The organism is Pseudobdellovibrionaceae bacterium, from assembly GCA_023898385.1.
Taxonomy (GTDB): Bacteria; Bdellovibrionota; Bdellovibrionia; order Bdellovibrionales; family UBA1609.
The window spans coordinates 2716356-2734364 of record CP060220.1; the positions used below are offsets into that span (position 1 = coordinate 2716356).

Genomic DNA, 18009 nt, shown 5'->3' on the forward strand with positions numbered 1-18009 from the left:
GTCACAGTTGTAATGTTAAAAATCAAAAATTTACACGCCGATATCGATGGATCTGAAGTGTTAAAGGGTTTGGGCTTAGAAATTAACCCGGGCGAAGTTCACGCCATTATGGGTCCTAATGGGTCTGGAAAAAGTACCCTGTCAAAAGTGCTGGCGGGTCATCCGGCCTATGAAGTAACTGCCGGAAGCGTGGAATATGAAATTAACTTTAAATACAAAAACTTGTTGGAAATGGCTCCAGACGAGAGAGCCAAAGAGGGCATTTTTTTGGCGTTTCAATATCCCGTAGAAGTTCCTGGAGTGAGCAATTTTTCATTTTTAAAATCGTCATTCAATGCGATTTGCAAACACCAAGGCGTTGCCGAAATGAGCGATTCTGAATTCAGGATGTTTGTTTATGAAAAGGCCAAGCTTGTTCAAATGGACCCTCACTTTTTAGATCGTTCAGTCAACGAAGGGTTTTCGGGGGGCGAGAAAAAACGAAATGAAATTCTGCAAATGGCGGTGCTAAATCCCCGATTATCGCTGCTCGACGAGATAGACTCTGGCTTAGATATTGATGCATTAAAAATTGTCGCTAATGGCGTAAATAAGCTTAGAACCAGCGACAACGCCGTATTGATGATCACTCATTATCAACGGCTTCTTAACTACATTGAACCCGATTTTGTTCATGTGTTGGCGGGTGGAAAAATAGTCGAATCGGGTGACAAATCGCTGGCTCTGAAGCTTGAAAAACAAGGGTATGATTGGATTGCAAGCCCTGCGGCCACAGTTCAATAAAGTTGGTGCCTGATATGCAATTGGTGAACTTTAGAGAAGCTAAATATCAACAAGCCGAACAGCAAGGGTGGCCTGGGCGAAAAGACGAGCAGTGGAAATACACTAATCTTAAGGGCCTACAGTCAGTGGATTTGAATTATCGTCTCAGTCCACCGGAAAAGTCAGACATAGAAGCTGTCCGAAAGCATGTTCAAGGCATGCGGCTCAAAGATGCCAACGCTGTGGTTTTTGTTAACGGAAAGTATGTGAGTGAGTTGAGTGCGCGATCGTCCAATGAACTTGAGATCTCAACATATCAGTCTTGGCTGGAAAATAAAAAAAATGAGCCGCGATTTATTCAGATTCAGTCCAAATTTGACAGAGTTAGCTTTAGAGAAAAACACCACAACATGTTTGTGGACTTAAACGCGGCGACTTTTCAAGACGGCGTAATGATTGAGGTGCGGCCCCATAAAGTAGTGAAAGGCCTCATCCAAGTGATGCATTTTTTCACGGGTTCATTGTCATCGGGAGTTGGCAGCCTGCGAACGATTGTTCCACGCCACACTTATCTTCTCGGCCGAGGCTCACAAGCGTGTGTAATGGAGCAATACTATTCTGTGGCCGAAGCCCCCTACTTTACCAATGCCGTGAGCGATATGGTGTTAGAAAGCGGATCTTCATTAGAATTTGTGAAGGCCCAACACAACAGTGTAAATAGTTACCATATTCATCAAGTCAGAGCCTTTTTGGGTCGGGACAGCCAGTTATATTCTTACGAATTGACTCTCCAAGGGGGAGTGACGCGAAATAATTTAAACGTGGCTTTAACAGAAGAAGGGGCCGGTGCCATGGTGAATGGTCTGTTTTTGGCCAAAGGCTCTGAACATGTAGACAACCATACGCTCTTGCATCACGACTGTGGCCACACTTCAAGTCACCAATTGTATAAGGGCGTTCTTTCTGGCACTTCTCGGGGCGTTTTCAATGGCAAAATTTTAATATCAGAAAATGCGCAAAAGGTGGATTCAAGTCAGTTGAGTAAAAATTTGTTGTTAAGTGGCGACGCCGAGATTGATGCAAAGCCAGAGTTAGAAGTATACGCCGATGACGTTAAAGCCAATCACGGCGCTACGGTGGGACAAATTGATGCCGAGCAATTGTTTTATTTAATGAGTCGCGGAATATCAAAACCAAATGCAATGACCATGTTAATGGAGGGGTTTGTCAAAGAATCAACGTCAAACCTGCAGACGACGTCTTTAAGAAAATTGGTAGACCAATTTGTCAAAAAAGGCTTTCAACAATTTACAGTGGGGACGACGGACTAATGGAAGACGCTACGACCATGTCGCAGATTAAAGAGATGTTCCCATTGGCTGTTCATGAGGTGAACGGGCAGCCGCTTGTTTACCTTGACAGTGCGGCAACCACCTTGAAGCCTGAAGTTGTCATAGATCGCATGGAGCAATTTTATCGTTACCAAACGGCCAATGTACATAGAGGCGCCCATTTTCTAAGTGATCGTGCCACAGAAATGTTTGAACAAGCTCGAAGTGCCATAGCGTCGTTTATTAATGCCAATTCATCGTCTGAGATCGTGTTCACTCGAGGAACAACAGAATCGATTAATTTGGTAGCCCAATCTTTTGGTCGGTCTCAGCTCAAGCCGGGTGACGAGATTATTCTCACCGAAATGGAGCACCATTCTAATATTGTGCCCTGGCAGTTAGTGGCAGAGGCTACTGGGGCGGTCATTAAAGTGATTCCTGTTGATGACAGCGGCGACTTGGTTTTGACGGAGTACGAAAAGCTTTTGTCGCGTCGGACGAAAATAGTATCAGTTGTGGTGTGTTCAAACAGCTTGGGCACTGTGAACCCAGTAAAGGCTATTATCGAGAAGGCCAAGACCGTGAACGCCACAGTCGTCTTAGATGCAGCCCAATCGATTTCTGCGTTGCCCACAGATGTGCAAGATCTAGATTGTGATTTTCTCGCCTTTTCAGGACACAAAATATTTGGTCCCTATGGCATTGGCGTGTTGTATGGCAAAGAGGAACTATTGAATCGCATGCCTCCCTATCAGGGTGGCGGTTCTATGATCGACACGGTGTCTTTTAAAAAGACGACATTTTTACAGGCGCCAACACGATTTGAGGCGGGAACTCCCAATATTTCAGGGGCCATCGGTTTGGGTACAGCCATTGAGTTTGTGAACTCAATAGGTCTTGGGCGAATTAAACAGCATGAAGAGGCCCTTCTCAGTTATGCTACAAAAAGAGTTTCAGAGATCCCAGGATTGTCTGTTATCGGGACGTCGCCATCAAAAGCAAATATACTGTCGTTTCTAATCGATGAAATACATCCTGCAGATGTGGCAAGTCTTCTGGACCAGCAGGGTGTGGCCGTTCGTTCTGGCCACCATTGCTGTCAGCCTTTGATGGAGAGGTTTAAAATTCGTGGGACCTTGCGGGCTTCATTTTCGGTGTATAACAACGCTTCTGATGTGGATGTTTTAGTGGCGGCACTGAAAAAGGCAAAGGAGTTTTTCTAGATGAAAGCAGTGAAGTTAACTCCAGATGAAGTTTTGATTCGTGCACAAGACACTCCAAATCCTTATGCCCTTAAGTTTGTGGTGAACTTTCCTCTAAAAACAGAGGGCAAGGCCACGTTTGTTTCTGTTTCTGAATGTGGCGATCTACCATTAGTGAGTTCGTTGTTCTCTATTCCAGGCGTGGTGCAGGTGTACCTGTTCGAAAACACATTGACGATCACGCATAGTGGAGAGCTTGACTCTGAATTAGTAAAAGATCACGTGGGCTCCGTATTGAGAAGTCGCGTGGGGGTTCACGATCCCGATTTTACGAGTCCCGATGAAAAGATTGCTGCTCCTATTCAACGCGATTACTCAGATCTTCCTGAGGAGAGGCGAATGATAGAAGAAATTCTTGATCGTACCATTCGCCCAGGTCTACAGGCCGACGGTGGAGATCTTGAAATTGTGAGTTTTGAAGATGACGAGCTGAAGATTCTTTATCAAGGTGCGTGCGGAGGGTGTCCTAGCGCGATGTCAGGCACTTTAGAAGCCATTCAAAATATACTACGTCATGAGATGGGAAATGACGCAATTAAGGTCGTCCCTATATAGAGAGCAAAACCTCACTTTGATTTTTCGAAAAGTTCAGCTTTTTGTTGGTTAATCTCTTCTTGGTCTCGAGTGTTAAACTGGGCAGATTGCCCCATGGTGATTTTGCCGATGTTGGCGGTCGCTTTGAGATGAATCTGAAAGTTTTCATCTTCATGGCTGACCACGGTAATTTCTAACTTTTCTGCTAAGCCTGACTTTAGATTTTTAAGGTCGACTTTGGAATCGCCAGCTGTGAGAGTGGCCCCCTTTGGCAACACCCACCGAACCTGAACATTCTGCAAATCTTGATGAGGTAGCACGGTGCCTGAAAGGTGAATCGCATCAGCCGTTTGGTCCATCTTTTCTATGGATAAGCTCAATGGCGCGTGAAGTTTGCTGGTGTGAGAAGTGCCTAAGTGCGAGGACTGAAGGATTTTGTCTTTTCCAGAAACATTTTTTGTAAATGAAAATTGCGGGAAGCCACCTTTAGTGGACAACCCGAATAGCAGTGCGCTTACGCCTAGGGCTCCCAACGACAACATGGTTTTTGAACGTAAACGGAGCTTCACATAGAGAATGTGCCTTAAGGGAGACTTGTTGGACATAAGGTCACTCCATTTAGTGTGAGATCATAGTTGGTGGTGTCACCAGCCGGGATGTATTGCCCTGTGCATATGCTGCCGAGGCAACCAGACTCGGTATTGGTTCCCGTGTAGACTTTTACATTGATCAAATAGTTGCCCGCGGTCAGGCCCTCAATGCTCACGGTTTCTGTCTCCGCGGTAGAGGTATTGTTGTCAAAGTACTCTTGGCTACTTGCCGCCATGGTGGCGCTGTCACCATAGGTGTAGTCTTCTTTGTAAATATACAGATCGAGATCAGACTCTTGCCCGCTAGGTGTTTGATAAGAGAGCACGAGATTTACGGCGCCGCCAGGGTGTTTGTAATGAAAAAAATCATTGTTTCTCAACAAATCTGATGTGGCATAGGTCCCGTTGTCGCCGGGATCTTCCATGGGGTTTATCGTAAAGTTTTGTGGTCCACAGGCCCCATTGCGTGTGACATAGTTGGCGTATTCCAATCGATCTGTGCCGTGATGGTGTGATGTCCGGGTGGCACTCCAATCGGTGTGGCTCGGTAGTCGATTTATTTGTGCATAATGAATAAGTCCAATGGATCGAAACGCGACATCAGGATCAAGTAGCCCTTCGTTCCATCTTAGTATCGCCCACAGTTCAGCAAAGGCCGCGTTTGTGGAATCGCCATCGGAGTCATTTCCCCTCACGCCGCCGTCATCGTCAAAGAGGTCCCAAAGAAAGCGGGTGATGGCAAACTCACGAAAATGGCCTTCGTAGGTCTCTGAAGGCACATCACAACCGGGCGTGTATGGCTCCGAGGCGCATTGGGGGTCAGCATCTTCAAGGGGAATTTTAAAAATATAGTTTGTATCACCATCAATATTGCCCTCTGTATCAATGTAGTAGGGTGAATTCAGTACAGCGGCTTGAAAGAAATTTCCCCAGCCCTCGCCCCAAGCCAAACGGGGATCAATTTGTTTGTTTCCTGAGTGGGGGCCACCAGGCGAGTCCGTGTCTGTCATCACGTCTTCTATAAAGTGACCGTATTCATGAATAATAACTGAGTTGTCAAAGTGGTCTGTATCGGCTTCGTTCACGTTGCCATTTAAGCCACCCAAAATAAACAGACAGGATTGGCCCGGCATATAGAAACTCACCGGACCTTGATTTACGTAGGACCCTGGATTGAAGCCTTTTTCCCAGTAAACATCCACATTCGGTGCCACTGTGAAATTCGGGCATGAAGCAAATCCACAATTGCCCACTTCGGTTCTTAAAAATTCGTTGGCAGCCACTATTTGATCAAAAATATTAAATGCGCCCCCCTCAAGGTTTTCAGTGGCAGGAGCCACTAGGGGATCCAAGGCCTGTGATTGATTGGGGGTAAACGATTTTGAAATAGAGTAAGCTTGCTTTTGTTCAGGTCGGTTAAATACTTGAGCATTTACCTTTTCGTTTTTTCCTCGGGACTTCACGCTGACCGTATAGGTGTGGGAGCCTTGGGGAACGATAACAGCAAAATTTCCGGCGCTATCCGTTTGACCACATTGAACGGTGTCACCAAGACCATCTACTACTGTCACCTCAGCAAATCGAATGGGCCGAGGAAGCCCGGGAGCCCCCAGTCCATTGGCATCCAATTCGCGAGCTTCATAAAGTGCAGATCCAGAAATAGTAACCCCACTGGCGTAAGATCTCACTGTGTCACAGTAGGCCACTGGCGTGGGGCCGGAATTGCAAAGCAGTCCACTGCGCCCCACAAGGGATGAGCCCGATCGGCGGGCACACCCGATGGATGTCAAAACGCTGAAAATAAAAATTAAAAAAAGAGGTGATTTTCCACACCGATTGATAACTCGAAGAGCCATACTAACGTATCGGAAAAATGGCTAAAAAATTGAGTGAATAGTGCAGGCCAAACAAAAAACTTTAGACCGTCTCAAAATGAGGCATTAATTCACGAGAATTTATTTGGAATTTCTTTAATTTCAGGTGTTTAATAGCTCAGAGGTTTCCAAATTTAGGAGAAATTTTCTTGGTCGAAAAGGGCTTCAATTCAGACATCACCGTTTACGGTACCAGTTTTCATGTCCAAACAGAGGATTGGGGTAGAGAAAATCCCTTTTTGGTGAGTCGAATTTTCAGAAATGGTGCAGTACTAAAAAGCATAAAAACTTCCTACACTGATGTGCTTCCAAGGGGAGTCACATCGCCCCCACAGGCTATTCGTCTAGCTATGAAGGTTCAGCATGAGTCAATTCTAGACCTTTTGGTTTCTGGTCAACTCATCACTGACTAGCTAGAATAAAATAATGATTGAATTTGCACATGCTTACAAGACATACCCAGGGCCCACGCATGCCCTAAGAGACGTTAATTTGACCATTGGAAAAGGCGAGTTCGCTTTCCTCATCGGCCCAAGTGGGGCAGGTAAAACCACCTTATTTAGGTTGATATCGGCGTTTGACCGAGTCACTTCAGGACAAATTAAAGTGGCGGGATATGATCTGCAAGCCATGACGGGCCAGCAGGTTCCGTTTTTTCGTCGGCGAATAGGCGTGGTTTATCAAGATTTCAGATTGTTAAAAGATAGAACCATACTCGAGAATGTGGCTCTGCCTTTAGAAATTCGTGGAGACAAGCGCAGTTACATCGAGCCACGCGCCACAGATATCATTGAACAAGTGGGATTGTATCACAAACGAAATTCTCTACCCGACCAACTCTCCGGTGGAGAGCAGCAGCGAGTGGCCATTGCGCGAGCACTGGTACACCAGCCCGGCGTGTTGATTGCGGATGAGCCAACAGGAAACTTAGACCCTGATTTGAGTCAAGATATCATCAACCTCCTAGACAAAGTGAATGCCCAGGGCACCACTGTTTTTGTGGCGACTCACGATCACAGCCTTGTAGAAAAATTAAAAAGGCGAACCATTGAAATTAGAGATGGTCGAATAGTGAGGGACAACTAAATGCGCGGGCCAATCACAAAAAGTTTTATTAGATCATGGAGCCAACATTTAGGGATGCAGCTAGCCACATTGACTGTGCTCGCAGCGACCTACACTGTTTTCACGTTGGCCTTGTTGGCCCACCAAAATGTATCAGGCATTCTCAATCAGTGGGGTGACTCGGTGAAAATGTCTGTCTATCTTGATGACGAGCTGGAGCTGGATCAGGTGGAGACCATTAAAAAAGCCATTGAAAACATTGGTAGCTTTAATGCCATTGACTTCATTTCAAAAGAAAAAGCTGCTGAAAGTTTTATGCAGCAGATGGCTTCTTATGCTCCGGGTTTTCTTTCTGATCTTGAGGGTGAGAATCCGTTGCCAATGAGTTTTGAACTCAGTCTAGGCAAAGACCTGGTGGGTCCTCTGGGTACATCAAAATTAGAAAAATCTGCTGAAGCGCTCCGAAAAATTGAGGGGGTCGAGGAAATCTCCTATGGCCAAGGATGGATAGAGAACTATTCAAGCCTGGTAAATAGCTTTAGTACGACAAGTTGGGTTTTGGTGGCGCTGTTGTTGGCGGGAAGTCTACTTGTCGTCGGTAATTCTATCCGTAACTCTATTAATCAACGTCGCCAAGAAATTGAAATTCTTGAGTTAATAGGCGCGACCTCCTCCTACATTCGTATCCCCTACTTATTTGAGGGCATGATGATGGGTTTGATTGCATCTGTATTTGCGATTGTGGTGAGCTATATGTTGTTTTCTTGGCAAAGCGAAATGTTTAATGCTCAGTTAGGATTTCTGCGGGTAGGCACTTCTCTTCACTTTTTGCAGCCGAGTCGCATACTGGCTATTTTGATTTTTGGATCAGGGTCTGGCCTCGTCGGAGCTCTGTTGTGTCTGAGAAAACTCAGCAGTGGATGGGCGGCCGCCGAGGCACTGTCAGATCGAAGGGATCGCTAGTGGATTTAAGAAAGGTCGCTAGTATAGCTAAAGAGACATTTAGGGTGAGCTTAGTGGCGCTGGCTATTTCTGTACCTACGCATTCCATGGCGATGCCTTCAAAGGCAGACGAACTGACCAGAGAATTTGAAAAAATTAAAGACAACACACTTGCCGCAGATCGAGCCACGCGAATGGCTATGGGGTCACTGTATCAGTTAAATAAAAATCTAAAAAAAATGTCGCAGCAACGATCAAAGCTAGTAAACAAAATGTTGGCCGCAGAGGCAGATGTTAAAGGAGTGGCGAAACAGGTTGTGGAGCTAGAAGATTCATTGAAGGCCCAAAAACGCCTTCTTAGAACTCGCATGCGAGCCCTGTACACATTAAGCGGAGATGCGACTTTAAGGGTTATTTTCTCGGCAGTGTCTCGCCATGATTTTGATAGAAATTTAAATTTTTTAAAGCGAGTGGCTGATAGAGATTATCAAATAATATTGCGATATCGCGAGACATTGGACTCTCTAGAAAACGAAAAGAAACGCTTACGATCTGAAGTTATAAAGTTGGCAAGTATTAGAAAGCGTTTCAAGAAACAAGAGCAATTGATTACGGTCAGGCAAGATGAAAAACTGCGTATCATTGAGAAGTTAAGGTCGCAAAAATCAGAAAACCTAGTGCGTTTAAAAACTCTGCGGAAACAGGCTAAAAATGTAAAATCAAAAGTCGACAGTCCCTTTGAAGATGGTGAACGACTTCAATTGGATGTGGCTTTTTTTGAAGAAAAAGGCAAACTTGCACCTCCGATTCAAGGTGGAATAGCTCAAGGTTTTGGTCTCATTTATCACAATACTTATAGATACCGGTTAAACTACAAAGGTGTGTTTATTAATGCACCTGAAGGTGCAAAAATACAGGCTGTATTTGAAGGCACGGTGGCTTTTGTGGGCGAGTTGCCGGGCTACGGATCTACGGTCGTGGTGGATCATGGCGATAACTACTACACCGTTTACACGCACCTAAAGGAAGCTGAAGTGCGGCCGGGGCAGCAGCTTGCTAATTTTGCTGTGATTGGCAAAGTAGGTTTGGGTGATTCTCGTTTTGGCGCAGGAATACATTTTGAAGTAAGACATTTCAGCGATGCACTAGACCCACAGCAATGGCTGCGGGGACCAACGAAGGTGACGCAGAATCAATATGGGAGTGTGCAATGATGCCTTTTCGAATGCGAGACAAAAAACGATGGGTAGTAGCTACGATCGGTGCACTTCTGTTAGCTGCAGGAATTTTGAATTTTCCAAAAATGCAGGCATGGGCTGAGGATCGATATCTTGATTTACAGCTGTTCACAAAAGTGCTGAATCTCGTGCAGCAGTATTACGTGGAAGAGGTTGATACGAAGAAACTGATTTACGGTGGCATCAAGGGAATGCTCTCGGAATTAGATCCCCACACTAATTTTCTACCACCAACAATGTATAAGGAATTTGAATCTGAAACAGCCGGAGAATTTGGTGGGCTTGGCATTGAGATCACCGTGAAAGACGATGTTCTTACTGTGATATCGCCCGTTGAAGATGCGCCAGCTTGGAAAGCTGGTATAAAGGCAGGCGACAGAGTTGTCGGTATTGATGGTGAGTCGACGAAAGGTTTGAGCCTTGTCGAGGCCGCGCAAAAGATGCGTGGAAAAAAAGGATCTACGGTGAAATTGTTGATTCTTCGGGAGGGCTTGAAAAAACCAAAAGAGATTGCCGTCACTCGTGGAACAGTGAAATTGCAATCTGTAAAATATGTGGATATGGACGAAGGCTACGCTTACGTACGCTTAACCGGTTTTATGGATAAAACATCAAAAGATTTGGTGAGTAAACTAAAAGATCATGAAAAAAAGCACAAGAACATCAAAGGGCTGATTATAGATTTGCGAAAAAATCCTGGTGGTTTGTTGGACCAAGCCATAAAGATTTCAGATCTGTTTTTAGACAGCGGAGTGATTGTGACTACTATGGGGCGAAATCAAAAACGAAAAGAGGCCGAATACGCAAAGAAATCGGGCACTCTCGGGGCGTTTCCTATGGTGGTGCTTGTGGATGAATATTCTGCAAGTGCTAGCGAAATCTTGGCCGGGGCCCTTCAAGATAACAATCGGGCTTTAATCATGGGTCAGCGCAGTTTTGGTAAGGGTTCAGTTCAATCCGTTGTGCGGTTGGGTGACGGTTCGGCCCTTAAATTGACAGTAGCTCGTTACTACACGCCAAACGGACGATCCATTCAAGCCGAGGGGATCGTGCCCGACATCATCGTGGATAATTTCTCCGCTGAAGAGTTAGAAAAAGCGCGTATCAAAAGAATGGTTCGACGGGAGGCCGATATCAAAGGGCACCTGCTGTCAGAAAAAGAAATAAATAACAATAAAAACGGGGATTCTGAGTCCCCTCTTGATTTTTGGTGGGCCAGCGAGACGGAATCAAAGGATAAAAAATTATCTATTCGTGACGAATTGATTAAAAACGACTTTCAAGTGCTCCAGGCATTTAATTATTTAAAAGCCTGGAAAACGCTTAAGCAGTTTAAAGAATTATAAGAGATTTCTAGCCCTTAGAGTTTCTCAACGATTCGGCTAGTTCATGAAGTGATTCCATGATCGGGTTCAGCTCATCGCTAGGACGCAGCTTTCGGGGCGAGTCATAAACACCCTTTTTTAGGTCGTTGATGTAAGCTTGAATGGCTACAACGGGGCCAGCCACTTTATGGCTAACAATGATGGCATACAACAGCACCACACCGGCGGCGACGACAAAAAACACCAACGAAATCCAAACAATACTCATCAATGTGGTATGTACAGACTGTTGAATGGCATAGGAGATTTCAGGTTCGGCCAGTACGGTTTCTCGGATGCGATTGACCTTCATAAAGATCATTGCCAGCAATCCTCCGAAAATGAGCACGGTGGCAACTAAAAAGTAGGCGCTAATTTTTAGCTGATATTTCGGATCAATTAAAAAATTCTTTATCTTGCGTCGAGACTTTGTAGTTTCACTCATCCGTGCAGTCCTTTCCCGGTGGTCGAAAAGGGATCTAGCCTTCCTGTAGCTTTTCCCTTGGCACCATTTTAATATCCGCTTGCGATAGTAAATAGTCCACCACTTTTTCTTCAGTGATCTTGTACATGAGGTCAGAACGGCGTTCAGAAGTTTGGTAAAACTCTTTGAGCCGCTCTACCGGGATACCAGTAGACTGTGATTGATTTTCAAATTTGGCATCGAGATCTTTTTGAGTGGCTTTTATATCGAGTTTTTCGGCCAAGGCGTCCACAAGGAAAGTGGATTGAATCATAACTGCTGCGGTTTGCGTGAAGTCACTATCCCATTTGTTTTGGTACTCTATGAACTCTTTTTCGGTCATGCCCTGTTGCTTCATGCGTCGAGCAAAATCTTCGATCATGGCTTGTTTTTGTCGGCCAAGAAGTGATTGAGGAACATCTACGGGATTAGCTGCAACCAGAGCCTTAAGCACTCTCTGGTGGAGTTCTTCTTTGATTCGCTCTTCTTCACGACCAGTGATGTCCTCTTTAATGGTTTCTTTAAGTTCAGCTAGAGTTTTGTATTCGCCCATTGATTGAGCAAATTCATCATTGAGTTCAGGCAGGTCTTTTCGGTAAAGCTTCTTGAGAGTTACTTTAAAGGTCACAGGCCGACCGGCAATTTCTTTAGCATGATACTCGGCAGGAAATGAAAGATTCAAATCTTTATTCGCTCCCACCTTCATGCCAACGATACCCTCTTCAAAGCCCTCGATAAATGACTGCGAGCCTAGTTCAAGTTTATGCCCCTGTCCGCTGCCATTAGGTAAGGGAGCGCCGTCCACAAAACCTTCAAAATCAATTTCGGCGACATCGCCTTCTTTAGCGGCTCGATCTTCAAAGACCGGCACCTGTTCCGCACGACTCTTGCGAATGTCCTCTAAAATCTGTTCGACTTGTTCGCCAGAAACGTTAAGCTCTTCTTGCTCGACTTTAAGTTTCTCAAATTGTTTTAAAGTGACATCAGGTCGAACTTCGAATTGAGCAGAAAATGAAAACGGCTGATCCTCTTCAAAAGTTTCAAAGGCCAACTGTGGCTGGCTGATAGGGTCTAGCGAATGCTCATTGAGTGCCGATTCATAACTGTCTGAGACAAGGTTTTGAAGCACGTCTGATTTGACCCGGTCCTTGTACAATTTTTTTATCGCCGAAATGGGGGCCTTGCCCTTGCGAAAGCCTTTGATATTGGCTTCTTTTTGAATTCCCTTGTACATTCTGTTAAAAGCGTCAGACACCATGTTTTCAGGAATTTCGATGTTTAACTTTCGATTTAAACCTTCTAATACGTCCAAAGATGACTTCATTTTCTCTCCTAGTGATCTTGAAAAGGCCTCTTATAGGCACTCTAACGGATTGTGGCAACAAAAATGCTGCGCCACATCTATAGTGAGGGCCAACAGATGGCTGTAGGGGGGGATAATCAGCGGTTGGTTCTTGTAACGGGTAAAGGGGGCGTGGGCAAGTCGTTGGTGGCGGCTGCCCGGGCGCACCACGAATTCCGACAGGGCCAGCGGGTGTTGTTGGTGGAGCTGGGGGAGACCAGCTCGTACCAGTTTATGCTCAATATGGCGGTTGATTTCACTCCTCGACCCAGCAAATGGGGTTTTGATGTGGCGCTTTGGAGCGGCGAGACCTGTTTAAGGGAATATATTCGACATTTTGTGAAGTTGGACCGAGTGGTGGACCTATTTTTTGATAATAAAGTGATGCGGACCTTTATAAAGGCGGCTCCAGCGCTTAAGGAGTTGGCCATTTTGGGTAAATTGACAAGTGGGATCAGGCACTGGGGGCCACCGCTTCACTATGATGTGATCATATTGGATGGTTATTCCACCGGTCATTTTTTAGCACTGCTTCAGGCGCCGCGGGGGATGGCTGATTTAGTGCAATTCGGCCCCATGGGGGAGCAAAGTCAACTTATTCATGACACAATTACAAACCCAGATTTCACTGAAATTGATATTGTGACCCTACCTGAAGAAATGCCAACCACTGAGACCATGGAACTGTTTTCGACCTTGATGAGCGATTTCAGCGTAACACCTAATATTATTGGCAATCGTTGGTTAGAACCGCACCTCACAGATGAAGAATTAACGCATTTAGAAGTGCATTTGAGTCACCAAGATGGTCCCGAATGGCAGCAGCCGCTCGATTTTGTTAATTATCTTCAAATTAAAATGAAGCGGCAAAAAGAAAGTGAGCAGGCACTCTCAGCCCTAGCTGGTCATTTAAAGTATTTGCCATTGGTATTTTCATCGGATTCGAATTTTATCATTGAAAGCCTGAGCTCCCAGTGGGGAGGCCAACATGGATGACCTTATAAAGAGAAATAAGATTATCGTTTGTGCGGGAAGTGGTGGAGTTGGCAAAACCACCGTCTCCGCGGCGTTAGGGGTGCGTGCGGCTGAGTTGGGTTTGCGTGTCCTCGTATTGACCATTGACCCTGCTAAAAGATTGGCCACCTCTTTGGGGTTGGTGCCGGGTCAGGCGGACGAAGTCAAAGTACAAAACTTCGATTGTGATGGAGCGCTTTTTGCGGCGGCCATTGATCCTGAGAAAATTTTCGGAGAGTTCATAAAAGCCAGCGCTAAGAATCCTGAGGCGGCAGAGCGTTTACTGAGAAATCGTCTTTACAAACAGTTGGCCACCACTTTTAGCGGATCCCAAGAATTTACTTCACTGGAGCGCTTGGCCGTTGCCGCAGAAAGTGCATCCTATGACTTAGTGATTTTGGACACTCCGCCAGCCCAACATGCCCTTGAGTTTTTGGAGGCACCGGCGAAAATTTACGCTTTATTTCAAGACTCTATTACCAAATGGTTTGTAGGTGGTGGACAGTCATCGGGCCTCTTTCAAAAATTTGTAGGGTCGAGCACGCGCACGGTTTTCAGGGCGCTAGAGAAAGTCACTGGATCGCAATTTATCGGTGAGCTCACTGACTTCTTTGCCAGCATCAGATCGGTTCAGGAGAGAGTCAGCGAACGAAGCCAGCAGGTGGATAAGTTGTTAAAAAGTGAGCAAACGGGCTTTGTGCTTATAACTGGATTTGATGAGGCCAAACTTAAGGAAACAGAAGGGTTTAACCGCGAACTGAAAAAGTCGGGCTATAACCTCCAAGCGGTCGTAGTCAATAGAGCCTTCCCCGTATGGATGTCGTCAGAACGTATTCAGTGGCGGCAAAGCCATGAGGCCGATCTCATGGCTCGCCTGGAGCAGTTCTATCAGAAGTTCTTGTCCTATCATCAAAATCGTCAGGCCGTTTACGACAGTTTTCAGAAAAACCTGTCAGACCAGTTGCCCTTAATTAGAATCCCTGACATGAATAAAGATATATATGGTATCGACGGGCTTAAGTTGCTCGCCGAAGAAATTAACAAGCGGTTTAATGATGTTGCAACTTAGATATATATTGCTAGTACAGGTAATGGTTTTGGCCGCTGTCGGCTGTATCACGGCACCAAAATCTCAACCATTAACGACCAATGACCAAGAAATCATTCGTGAGTTCAGTCGCGGCAATGATCTGATGACTAAAGGCGAATATGCCGCTGCCGCCCAGTTGTTTGATTCTCTAATGGTGGAGCGCCCCGCCACCGAGGTAGATTTAATTATTGTATACAATGCGGCCTCTTCTTATGAGGCTATGGGTCAATGTCGCCAAGCTGGGACAAGATACCGGCAAGTAGCTCGTGGCGCGGCAAAAAAGTTTCAGTATTTGGCAGCCCTCAGCTTGTATAGGGTGGGGCAAATGCACATGTGCCTGGGTCAGGCAGAAAAAGCGTTGGCAAGTTACTTAGACAGTTGGAGCCGTCGTCAACATTTGCCCCTAGCTTTGGCGTCCGCCGAGTTACCTGCTCGAGTCGCCACGGCGTACGCAATTTTGGGAAATACAGAGCAGGCGAAGAAGTACTTTGATATTTCTCAAAAGGGATTGCTTCAGCTTCAGTCACAAAAATTTTCAGGACAGCAAAAGGCCGAAATTTTGGCCAAAGCGTTGTATTTTATGGGGCAAATTGACGATTTGGATCCAGAGGTGAATTCGTACAAGGTGTACCTAAAAACATTGGGTGATCTTCAGGTTTATGCTTTAAAGGCAGTAGAGCTTACGAAGGAGCCTTGGTCCACACGATCTGCGGCACAAATTCGAATAGGATATGAGAACGTGTGGTCTATTATAGGAAGCCTCGAACAAACCAAAAGTGGCAAAGGTGAACTAGAAATACGAGAAGTACAAAAACAACAAAATTGGCTTGTTGAAGAAGCGCTAGCCAACATCGAAAAATTAAAGGCCGCCCAATATCCTGAGGATCAAAACCTTCCAGAAGTTAAGAAGTTGATGTTACAAATGGATGAAAATAAAAAGCGATTCAAAGCCTATTTGTCATCTGGGGTTCTTGGAAATTCGCTGACCGAGGCGGCAAAGCGAAAACAAGCTCTCAAGCGCGAAGGTCGAGTTTTTAATCCGGATCCCATTTTAGAAGAACATGCTCATCGCCGGTCTACTGTTTTGCCAGAGAAAAAGATGCCCGCCGTGGAGAATGCGAACCCATGAAAACAACGCTAGAACAGTTAACAATGGGTGTGGGTTTTCTAAATAGCGGGCTTACGACGTTGATGAGGGCAAAAGGGTTAAAGCGCTACGCCATAATTCCTTTTCTTATCGATGTGGCTATTTTGTTTTTTGGAATGGCGTGGGGGGCAAGCCAGGTGTTGAGCTTGGCAACCCTGGCTGCAGGCTATATAGTTTCGGTGGATTCGGGGTTTTTATATTATCTCGTCTATTATCCGCTTATTCTGTTGTTTGGGCTTGTCTTTGTAATTTTACTGGTGTTTGCGGTGTACCTCCTTGCCGGTGTCATTGCGGGTCCTTTTAACTCACTTCTTGCAGAGCGAGCGCTGATGCACTTTGGAGTCATCGAAGACAGGCCTTTTCAAGTTATGGCATGGTTAAAACTCAGCGTTCGCATGTTGATTGTCAGTTTGCTGAAGGCAGTACTGTTTTTAATAGTCGGTATAGTGCTCTTTATTTTGGCCTTTGTGCCGGGATTCAACTTGGCCTCGTCGTTGGGCGCCATGATGATTTTAGCTTTCGACTCTATGGACTATTCATTTGAAATAGATGGATTAGGTTTGAGGCAGCGTTTGGATTTTTTCAGGAAAAACCTGGCAAGCTTTGGTGGAATGGGTTTAATTTTTGCTCTTACAGTTTTAGTGCCCGGGTTAACACTTTTGATGATGCCGGTGGCTGTTGTGGGTTCAGCGTCTGCCTACGCTGAGTTAAAGTTAAAGTCCTAAGGGGTAACACAGTGGTGGATCAAACCATTCATAAAAGTATTGTGGCTCATCGCCAGCAGGTTTCCGATTGGTTTCGGGAAAAGAAAAAAGGATTAGCCATACCCTTTTATGCCAGTTTTGATATTCGAGATTCAGGTTACAAAGTGGCTCCTGTGGATGCGAATATTTTTCCGGCAGGTTTTAATAATATTTGTCAGATCGATAAAGACTCCTCAGTAGAGCACGCCAAACAGTATTTTCATGATCATTATCCGTCCTGCGGAAAACGCTTATTGCTGTTGGCTGAGGAGCACACTAAAAACCCCTTTTATTGGGAAAACATCAGAGCCCTTAGAAACCTACTCACAGAGGCCGGCTTTACGGTGTTCATGTCGTGGCCGAAAGATTTTGAAAATGCCGTGGAGGTCGAATCTATTTCAGGTCACAACCTCACCATATCGCCACACGAAATTAGAGATGGAATCCTATTTGTCGAAGGTGAGCCCATTGATCTCGTAATCAACAACAATGATTTTTCAGTGCCCTACGCAGAATGGGTGGAACGAGTTAAAACGCCAATCAATCCCCCTACGGCATTGGGTTGGCACCGGCGTCGAAAGGATGAGTTCTTTGATCAATACAATTTATTGGCGAAAGAGTTTGCGGAAATTATTGATGTCGATCCATGGCTTTTGTCAGTAGAAACCCAAGTTTTTTCTGATTTTGACATTAACAGTGAAAGCAGTCGAGAAACATTGGCAAATCGTGTGGATCAAATGATTGTGGACCTCGAAGTGGTTTACAAAAAGCACGACATTAGTCAAAAGCCTTACGTATTTGTAAAAAACTCTGCCGGGACCTATGGGTTAGCGGTGATTCATACGCTATCCGGGGATGATGTGAGAAACTGGACCTACAAAGCCAGAAAGAAAATGAAAGCCGCTAAGGGTGGTGGCGGTGTTGACCAACTGATTATTCAAGAGGGTATTCCCACAGCCGTAAGAGCCGATGACCAATCAGCAGAACCCGCGATTTATACATTGGGTTGTCGATTGGCGGGAGGGTTCTTGCGATCTCACAGTGAAAAGGGCCCTGGCGAGAGTCTAAATAGCCCTGGTGCGGTTTACAAGCGCCTTTGCGTGTCTGATCTAAACATAAATATAGAAGGTCATCCTATGGAAAATGTCTACGGCTGGGTGGCCAAGCTAGGTGTGTTGGCCATAGGTTACGAAGCAAAAAAGGCCGGAGTCTTCTTTCGCGACTACACCATGGAGCTCTAACGTTCTA

Annotated in this window: 18 protein-coding genes; 14 read left to right on the forward strand and 4 right to left on the reverse strand. The window is 45.4% G+C overall.

Annotation, left to right across the window (positions count from 1 at the left end; genetic code table 11):
- Positions 1–12: 12 nt before the first annotated feature.
- Genes sufC through H6626_12465 form a run of 4 tightly spaced genes read left to right on the forward strand, consistent with a single transcriptional unit; the run spans position 13 to position 3910 of the window.
- Positions 13–783, forward strand: coding sequence for a Fe-S cluster assembly ATPase SufC (sufC, locus tag H6626_12450; GenBank protein ID USN46992.1), 771 nt, complete (start codon positions 13–15; stop codon positions 781–783).
- Positions 784–797: 14 nt separating this feature from the next.
- Complete coding sequence (sufD, locus tag H6626_12455; GenBank protein ID USN46993.1) at positions 798–2093, forward strand: Fe-S cluster assembly protein SufD; 1296 nt, start codon at positions 798–800, stop codon at positions 2091–2093.
- Positions 2093–3316 (forward strand): cysteine desulfurase, encoded by a 1224-nt coding sequence (locus H6626_12460; protein USN46994.1) that lies wholly within the window; start codon positions 2093–2095, stop codon positions 3314–3316. Before sufD ends, H6626_12460 begins: the two co-directional genes overlap by 1 nt.
- On the forward strand, positions 3317–3910 hold the full coding sequence (locus H6626_12465; GenBank protein ID USN46995.1) for a NifU family protein: 594 nt from the start codon (positions 3317–3319) through the stop codon (positions 3908–3910). It begins immediately after the preceding gene.
- An 11-nt stretch (positions 3911–3921) separates the two neighbouring features.
- Here H6626_12465 and H6626_12470 read toward each other — a convergent pair whose 3' ends face one another.
- On the reverse strand, positions 3922–4494 hold the full coding sequence (locus H6626_12470) for a hypothetical protein (GenBank protein USN46996.1): 573 nt from the start codon (positions 4492–4494) through the stop codon (positions 3922–3924).
- Complete coding sequence (locus tag H6626_12475) at positions 4473–6335, reverse strand: hypothetical protein (protein USN46997.1); 1863 nt, start codon at positions 6333–6335, stop codon at positions 4473–4475. The genes H6626_12470 and H6626_12475 overlap by 22 nt, the downstream gene beginning before the upstream one ends.
- Before the next feature lie 167 nt (positions 6336–6502).
- Here H6626_12475 and H6626_12480 point away from each other — a divergent pair, with 167 nt between their 5' ends.
- The 5 genes from H6626_12480 to H6626_12500 are packed head-to-tail and all read left to right on the forward strand — an operon-like array spanning position 6503 to position 10944.
- Complete coding sequence (locus tag H6626_12480; GenBank protein ID USN46998.1) at positions 6503–6766, forward strand: hypothetical protein; 264 nt, start codon at positions 6503–6505, stop codon at positions 6764–6766.
- A gap of 13 nt (positions 6767–6779) precedes the next feature.
- Positions 6780–7439 carry a cell division ATP-binding protein FtsE gene (gene ftsE, locus H6626_12485; GenBank protein USN46999.1) on the forward strand — a complete coding sequence of 220 codons (660 nt, stop codon included), beginning with the start codon at positions 6780–6782 and terminating at the stop codon, positions 7437–7439.
- The gene (locus H6626_12490; protein USN47000.1) at positions 7440–8381 is read left to right on the forward strand and encodes an ABC transporter permease; all 942 of its coding nucleotides are present in this window, start codon (positions 7440–7442) and stop codon (positions 8379–8381) included.
- Complete coding sequence (locus H6626_12495) at positions 8315–9574, forward strand: peptidoglycan DD-metalloendopeptidase family protein (protein USN47001.1); 1260 nt, start codon at positions 8315–8317, stop codon at positions 9572–9574. The genes H6626_12490 and H6626_12495 overlap by 67 nt, the downstream gene beginning before the upstream one ends.
- Positions 9575–9585: 11 nt before the next feature.
- Positions 9586–10944: a S41 family peptidase gene (locus H6626_12500; GenBank protein ID USN49032.1), complete on the forward strand. Its 1359-nt coding sequence runs from the start codon at positions 9586–9588 to the stop codon at positions 10942–10944.
- A gap of 7 nt (positions 10945–10951) precedes the next feature.
- Here H6626_12500 and H6626_12505 read toward each other — a convergent pair whose 3' ends face one another.
- Together H6626_12505 and tig are read right to left on the reverse strand one after the other, a co-directional pair.
- The gene (locus H6626_12505) at positions 10952–11407 is read right to left on the reverse strand and encodes a hypothetical protein (protein ID USN47002.1); all 456 of its coding nucleotides are present in this window, start codon (positions 11405–11407) and stop codon (positions 10952–10954) included.
- Between the two features lie 34 nt (positions 11408–11441).
- Complete coding sequence (gene tig / locus H6626_12510) at positions 11442–12749, reverse strand: trigger factor (GenBank protein USN47003.1); 1308 nt, start codon at positions 12747–12749, stop codon at positions 11442–11444.
- Between the two features lie 96 nt (positions 12750–12845).
- Between tig and H6626_12515 the strand changes: the two genes are divergently transcribed.
- Genes H6626_12515 through gshA form a run of 5 tightly spaced genes read left to right on the forward strand, consistent with a single transcriptional unit; the run spans position 12846 to position 18002 of the window.
- Positions 12846–13763 carry an arsenical pump-driving ATPase gene (locus H6626_12515; protein ID USN47004.1) on the forward strand — a complete coding sequence of 306 codons (918 nt, stop codon included), beginning with the start codon at positions 12846–12848 and terminating at the stop codon, positions 13761–13763.
- The gene (locus H6626_12520) at positions 13756–14850 is read left to right on the forward strand and encodes an ArsA family ATPase (GenBank protein ID USN47005.1); all 1095 of its coding nucleotides are present in this window, start codon (positions 13756–13758) and stop codon (positions 14848–14850) included. The genes H6626_12515 and H6626_12520 overlap by 8 nt, the downstream gene beginning before the upstream one ends.
- Complete coding sequence (locus tag H6626_12525) at positions 14834–16000, forward strand: hypothetical protein (protein ID USN47006.1); 1167 nt, start codon at positions 14834–14836, stop codon at positions 15998–16000. The genes H6626_12520 and H6626_12525 overlap by 17 nt, the downstream gene beginning before the upstream one ends.
- Positions 15997–16743, forward strand: coding sequence for an EI24 domain-containing protein (locus tag H6626_12530; protein ID USN47007.1), 747 nt, complete (start codon positions 15997–15999; stop codon positions 16741–16743). The genes H6626_12525 and H6626_12530 overlap by 4 nt, the downstream gene beginning before the upstream one ends.
- An 11-nt stretch (positions 16744–16754) precedes the next feature.
- Positions 16755–18002, forward strand: a complete 1248-nt coding sequence (gshA, locus tag H6626_12535; GenBank protein ID USN47008.1) for a glutamate--cysteine ligase — start codon at positions 16755–16757, stop codon at positions 18000–18002.
- Positions 18003–18009 lie beyond the last annotated feature (7 nt).

Bases quoted from the DNA above. Each gene is read 5' to 3' on its own strand.
- sufC (USN46992.1), top strand. From the start codon at position 13: ATGTTAAAAATCAAAAATTTACACGCCGATATCGATGGATCTGAAGTG.
- sufD (USN46993.1), top strand. From the start codon at position 798: ATGCAATTGGTGAACTTTAGAGAAGCTAAATATCAACAAGCCGAACAG.
- H6626_12460 (USN46994.1), top strand. From the start codon at position 2,093: ATGGAAGACGCTACGACCATGTCGCAGATTAAAGAGATGTTCCCATTG.
- H6626_12465 (USN46995.1), top strand. From the start codon at position 3,317: ATGAAAGCAGTGAAGTTAACTCCAGATGAAGTTTTGATTCGTGCACAA.
- H6626_12470 (USN46996.1), bottom strand. From the start codon at position 4,494: ATGTCCAACAAGTCTCCCTTAAGGCACATTCTCTATGTGAAGCTCCGT.
- H6626_12475 (USN46997.1), bottom strand. From the start codon at position 6,335: ATGGCTCTTCGAGTTATCAATCGGTGTGGAAAATCACCTCTTTTTTTA.
- ftsE (USN46999.1), top strand. From the start codon at position 6,780: ATGATTGAATTTGCACATGCTTACAAGACATACCCAGGGCCCACGCAT.
- H6626_12490 (USN47000.1), top strand. From the start codon at position 7,440: ATGCGCGGGCCAATCACAAAAAGTTTTATTAGATCATGGAGCCAACAT.
- H6626_12500 (USN49032.1), top strand. From the start codon at position 9,586: ATGCGAGACAAAAAACGATGGGTAGTAGCTACGATCGGTGCACTTCTG.
- H6626_12505 (USN47002.1), bottom strand. From the start codon at position 11,407: ATGAGTGAAACTACAAAGTCTCGACGCAAGATAAAGAATTTTTTAATT.
- tig (USN47003.1), bottom strand. From the start codon at position 12,749: ATGAAGTCATCTTTGGACGTATTAGAAGGTTTAAATCGAAAGTTAAAC.
- H6626_12515 (USN47004.1), top strand. From the start codon at position 12,846: ATGGCTGTAGGGGGGGATAATCAGCGGTTGGTTCTTGTAACGGGTAAA.
- H6626_12520 (USN47005.1), top strand. From the start codon at position 13,756: ATGGATGACCTTATAAAGAGAAATAAGATTATCGTTTGTGCGGGAAGT.
- H6626_12525 (USN47006.1), top strand. From the start codon at position 14,834: ATGATGTTGCAACTTAGATATATATTGCTAGTACAGGTAATGGTTTTG.
- H6626_12530 (USN47007.1), top strand. From the start codon at position 15,997: ATGAAAACAACGCTAGAACAGTTAACAATGGGTGTGGGTTTTCTAAAT.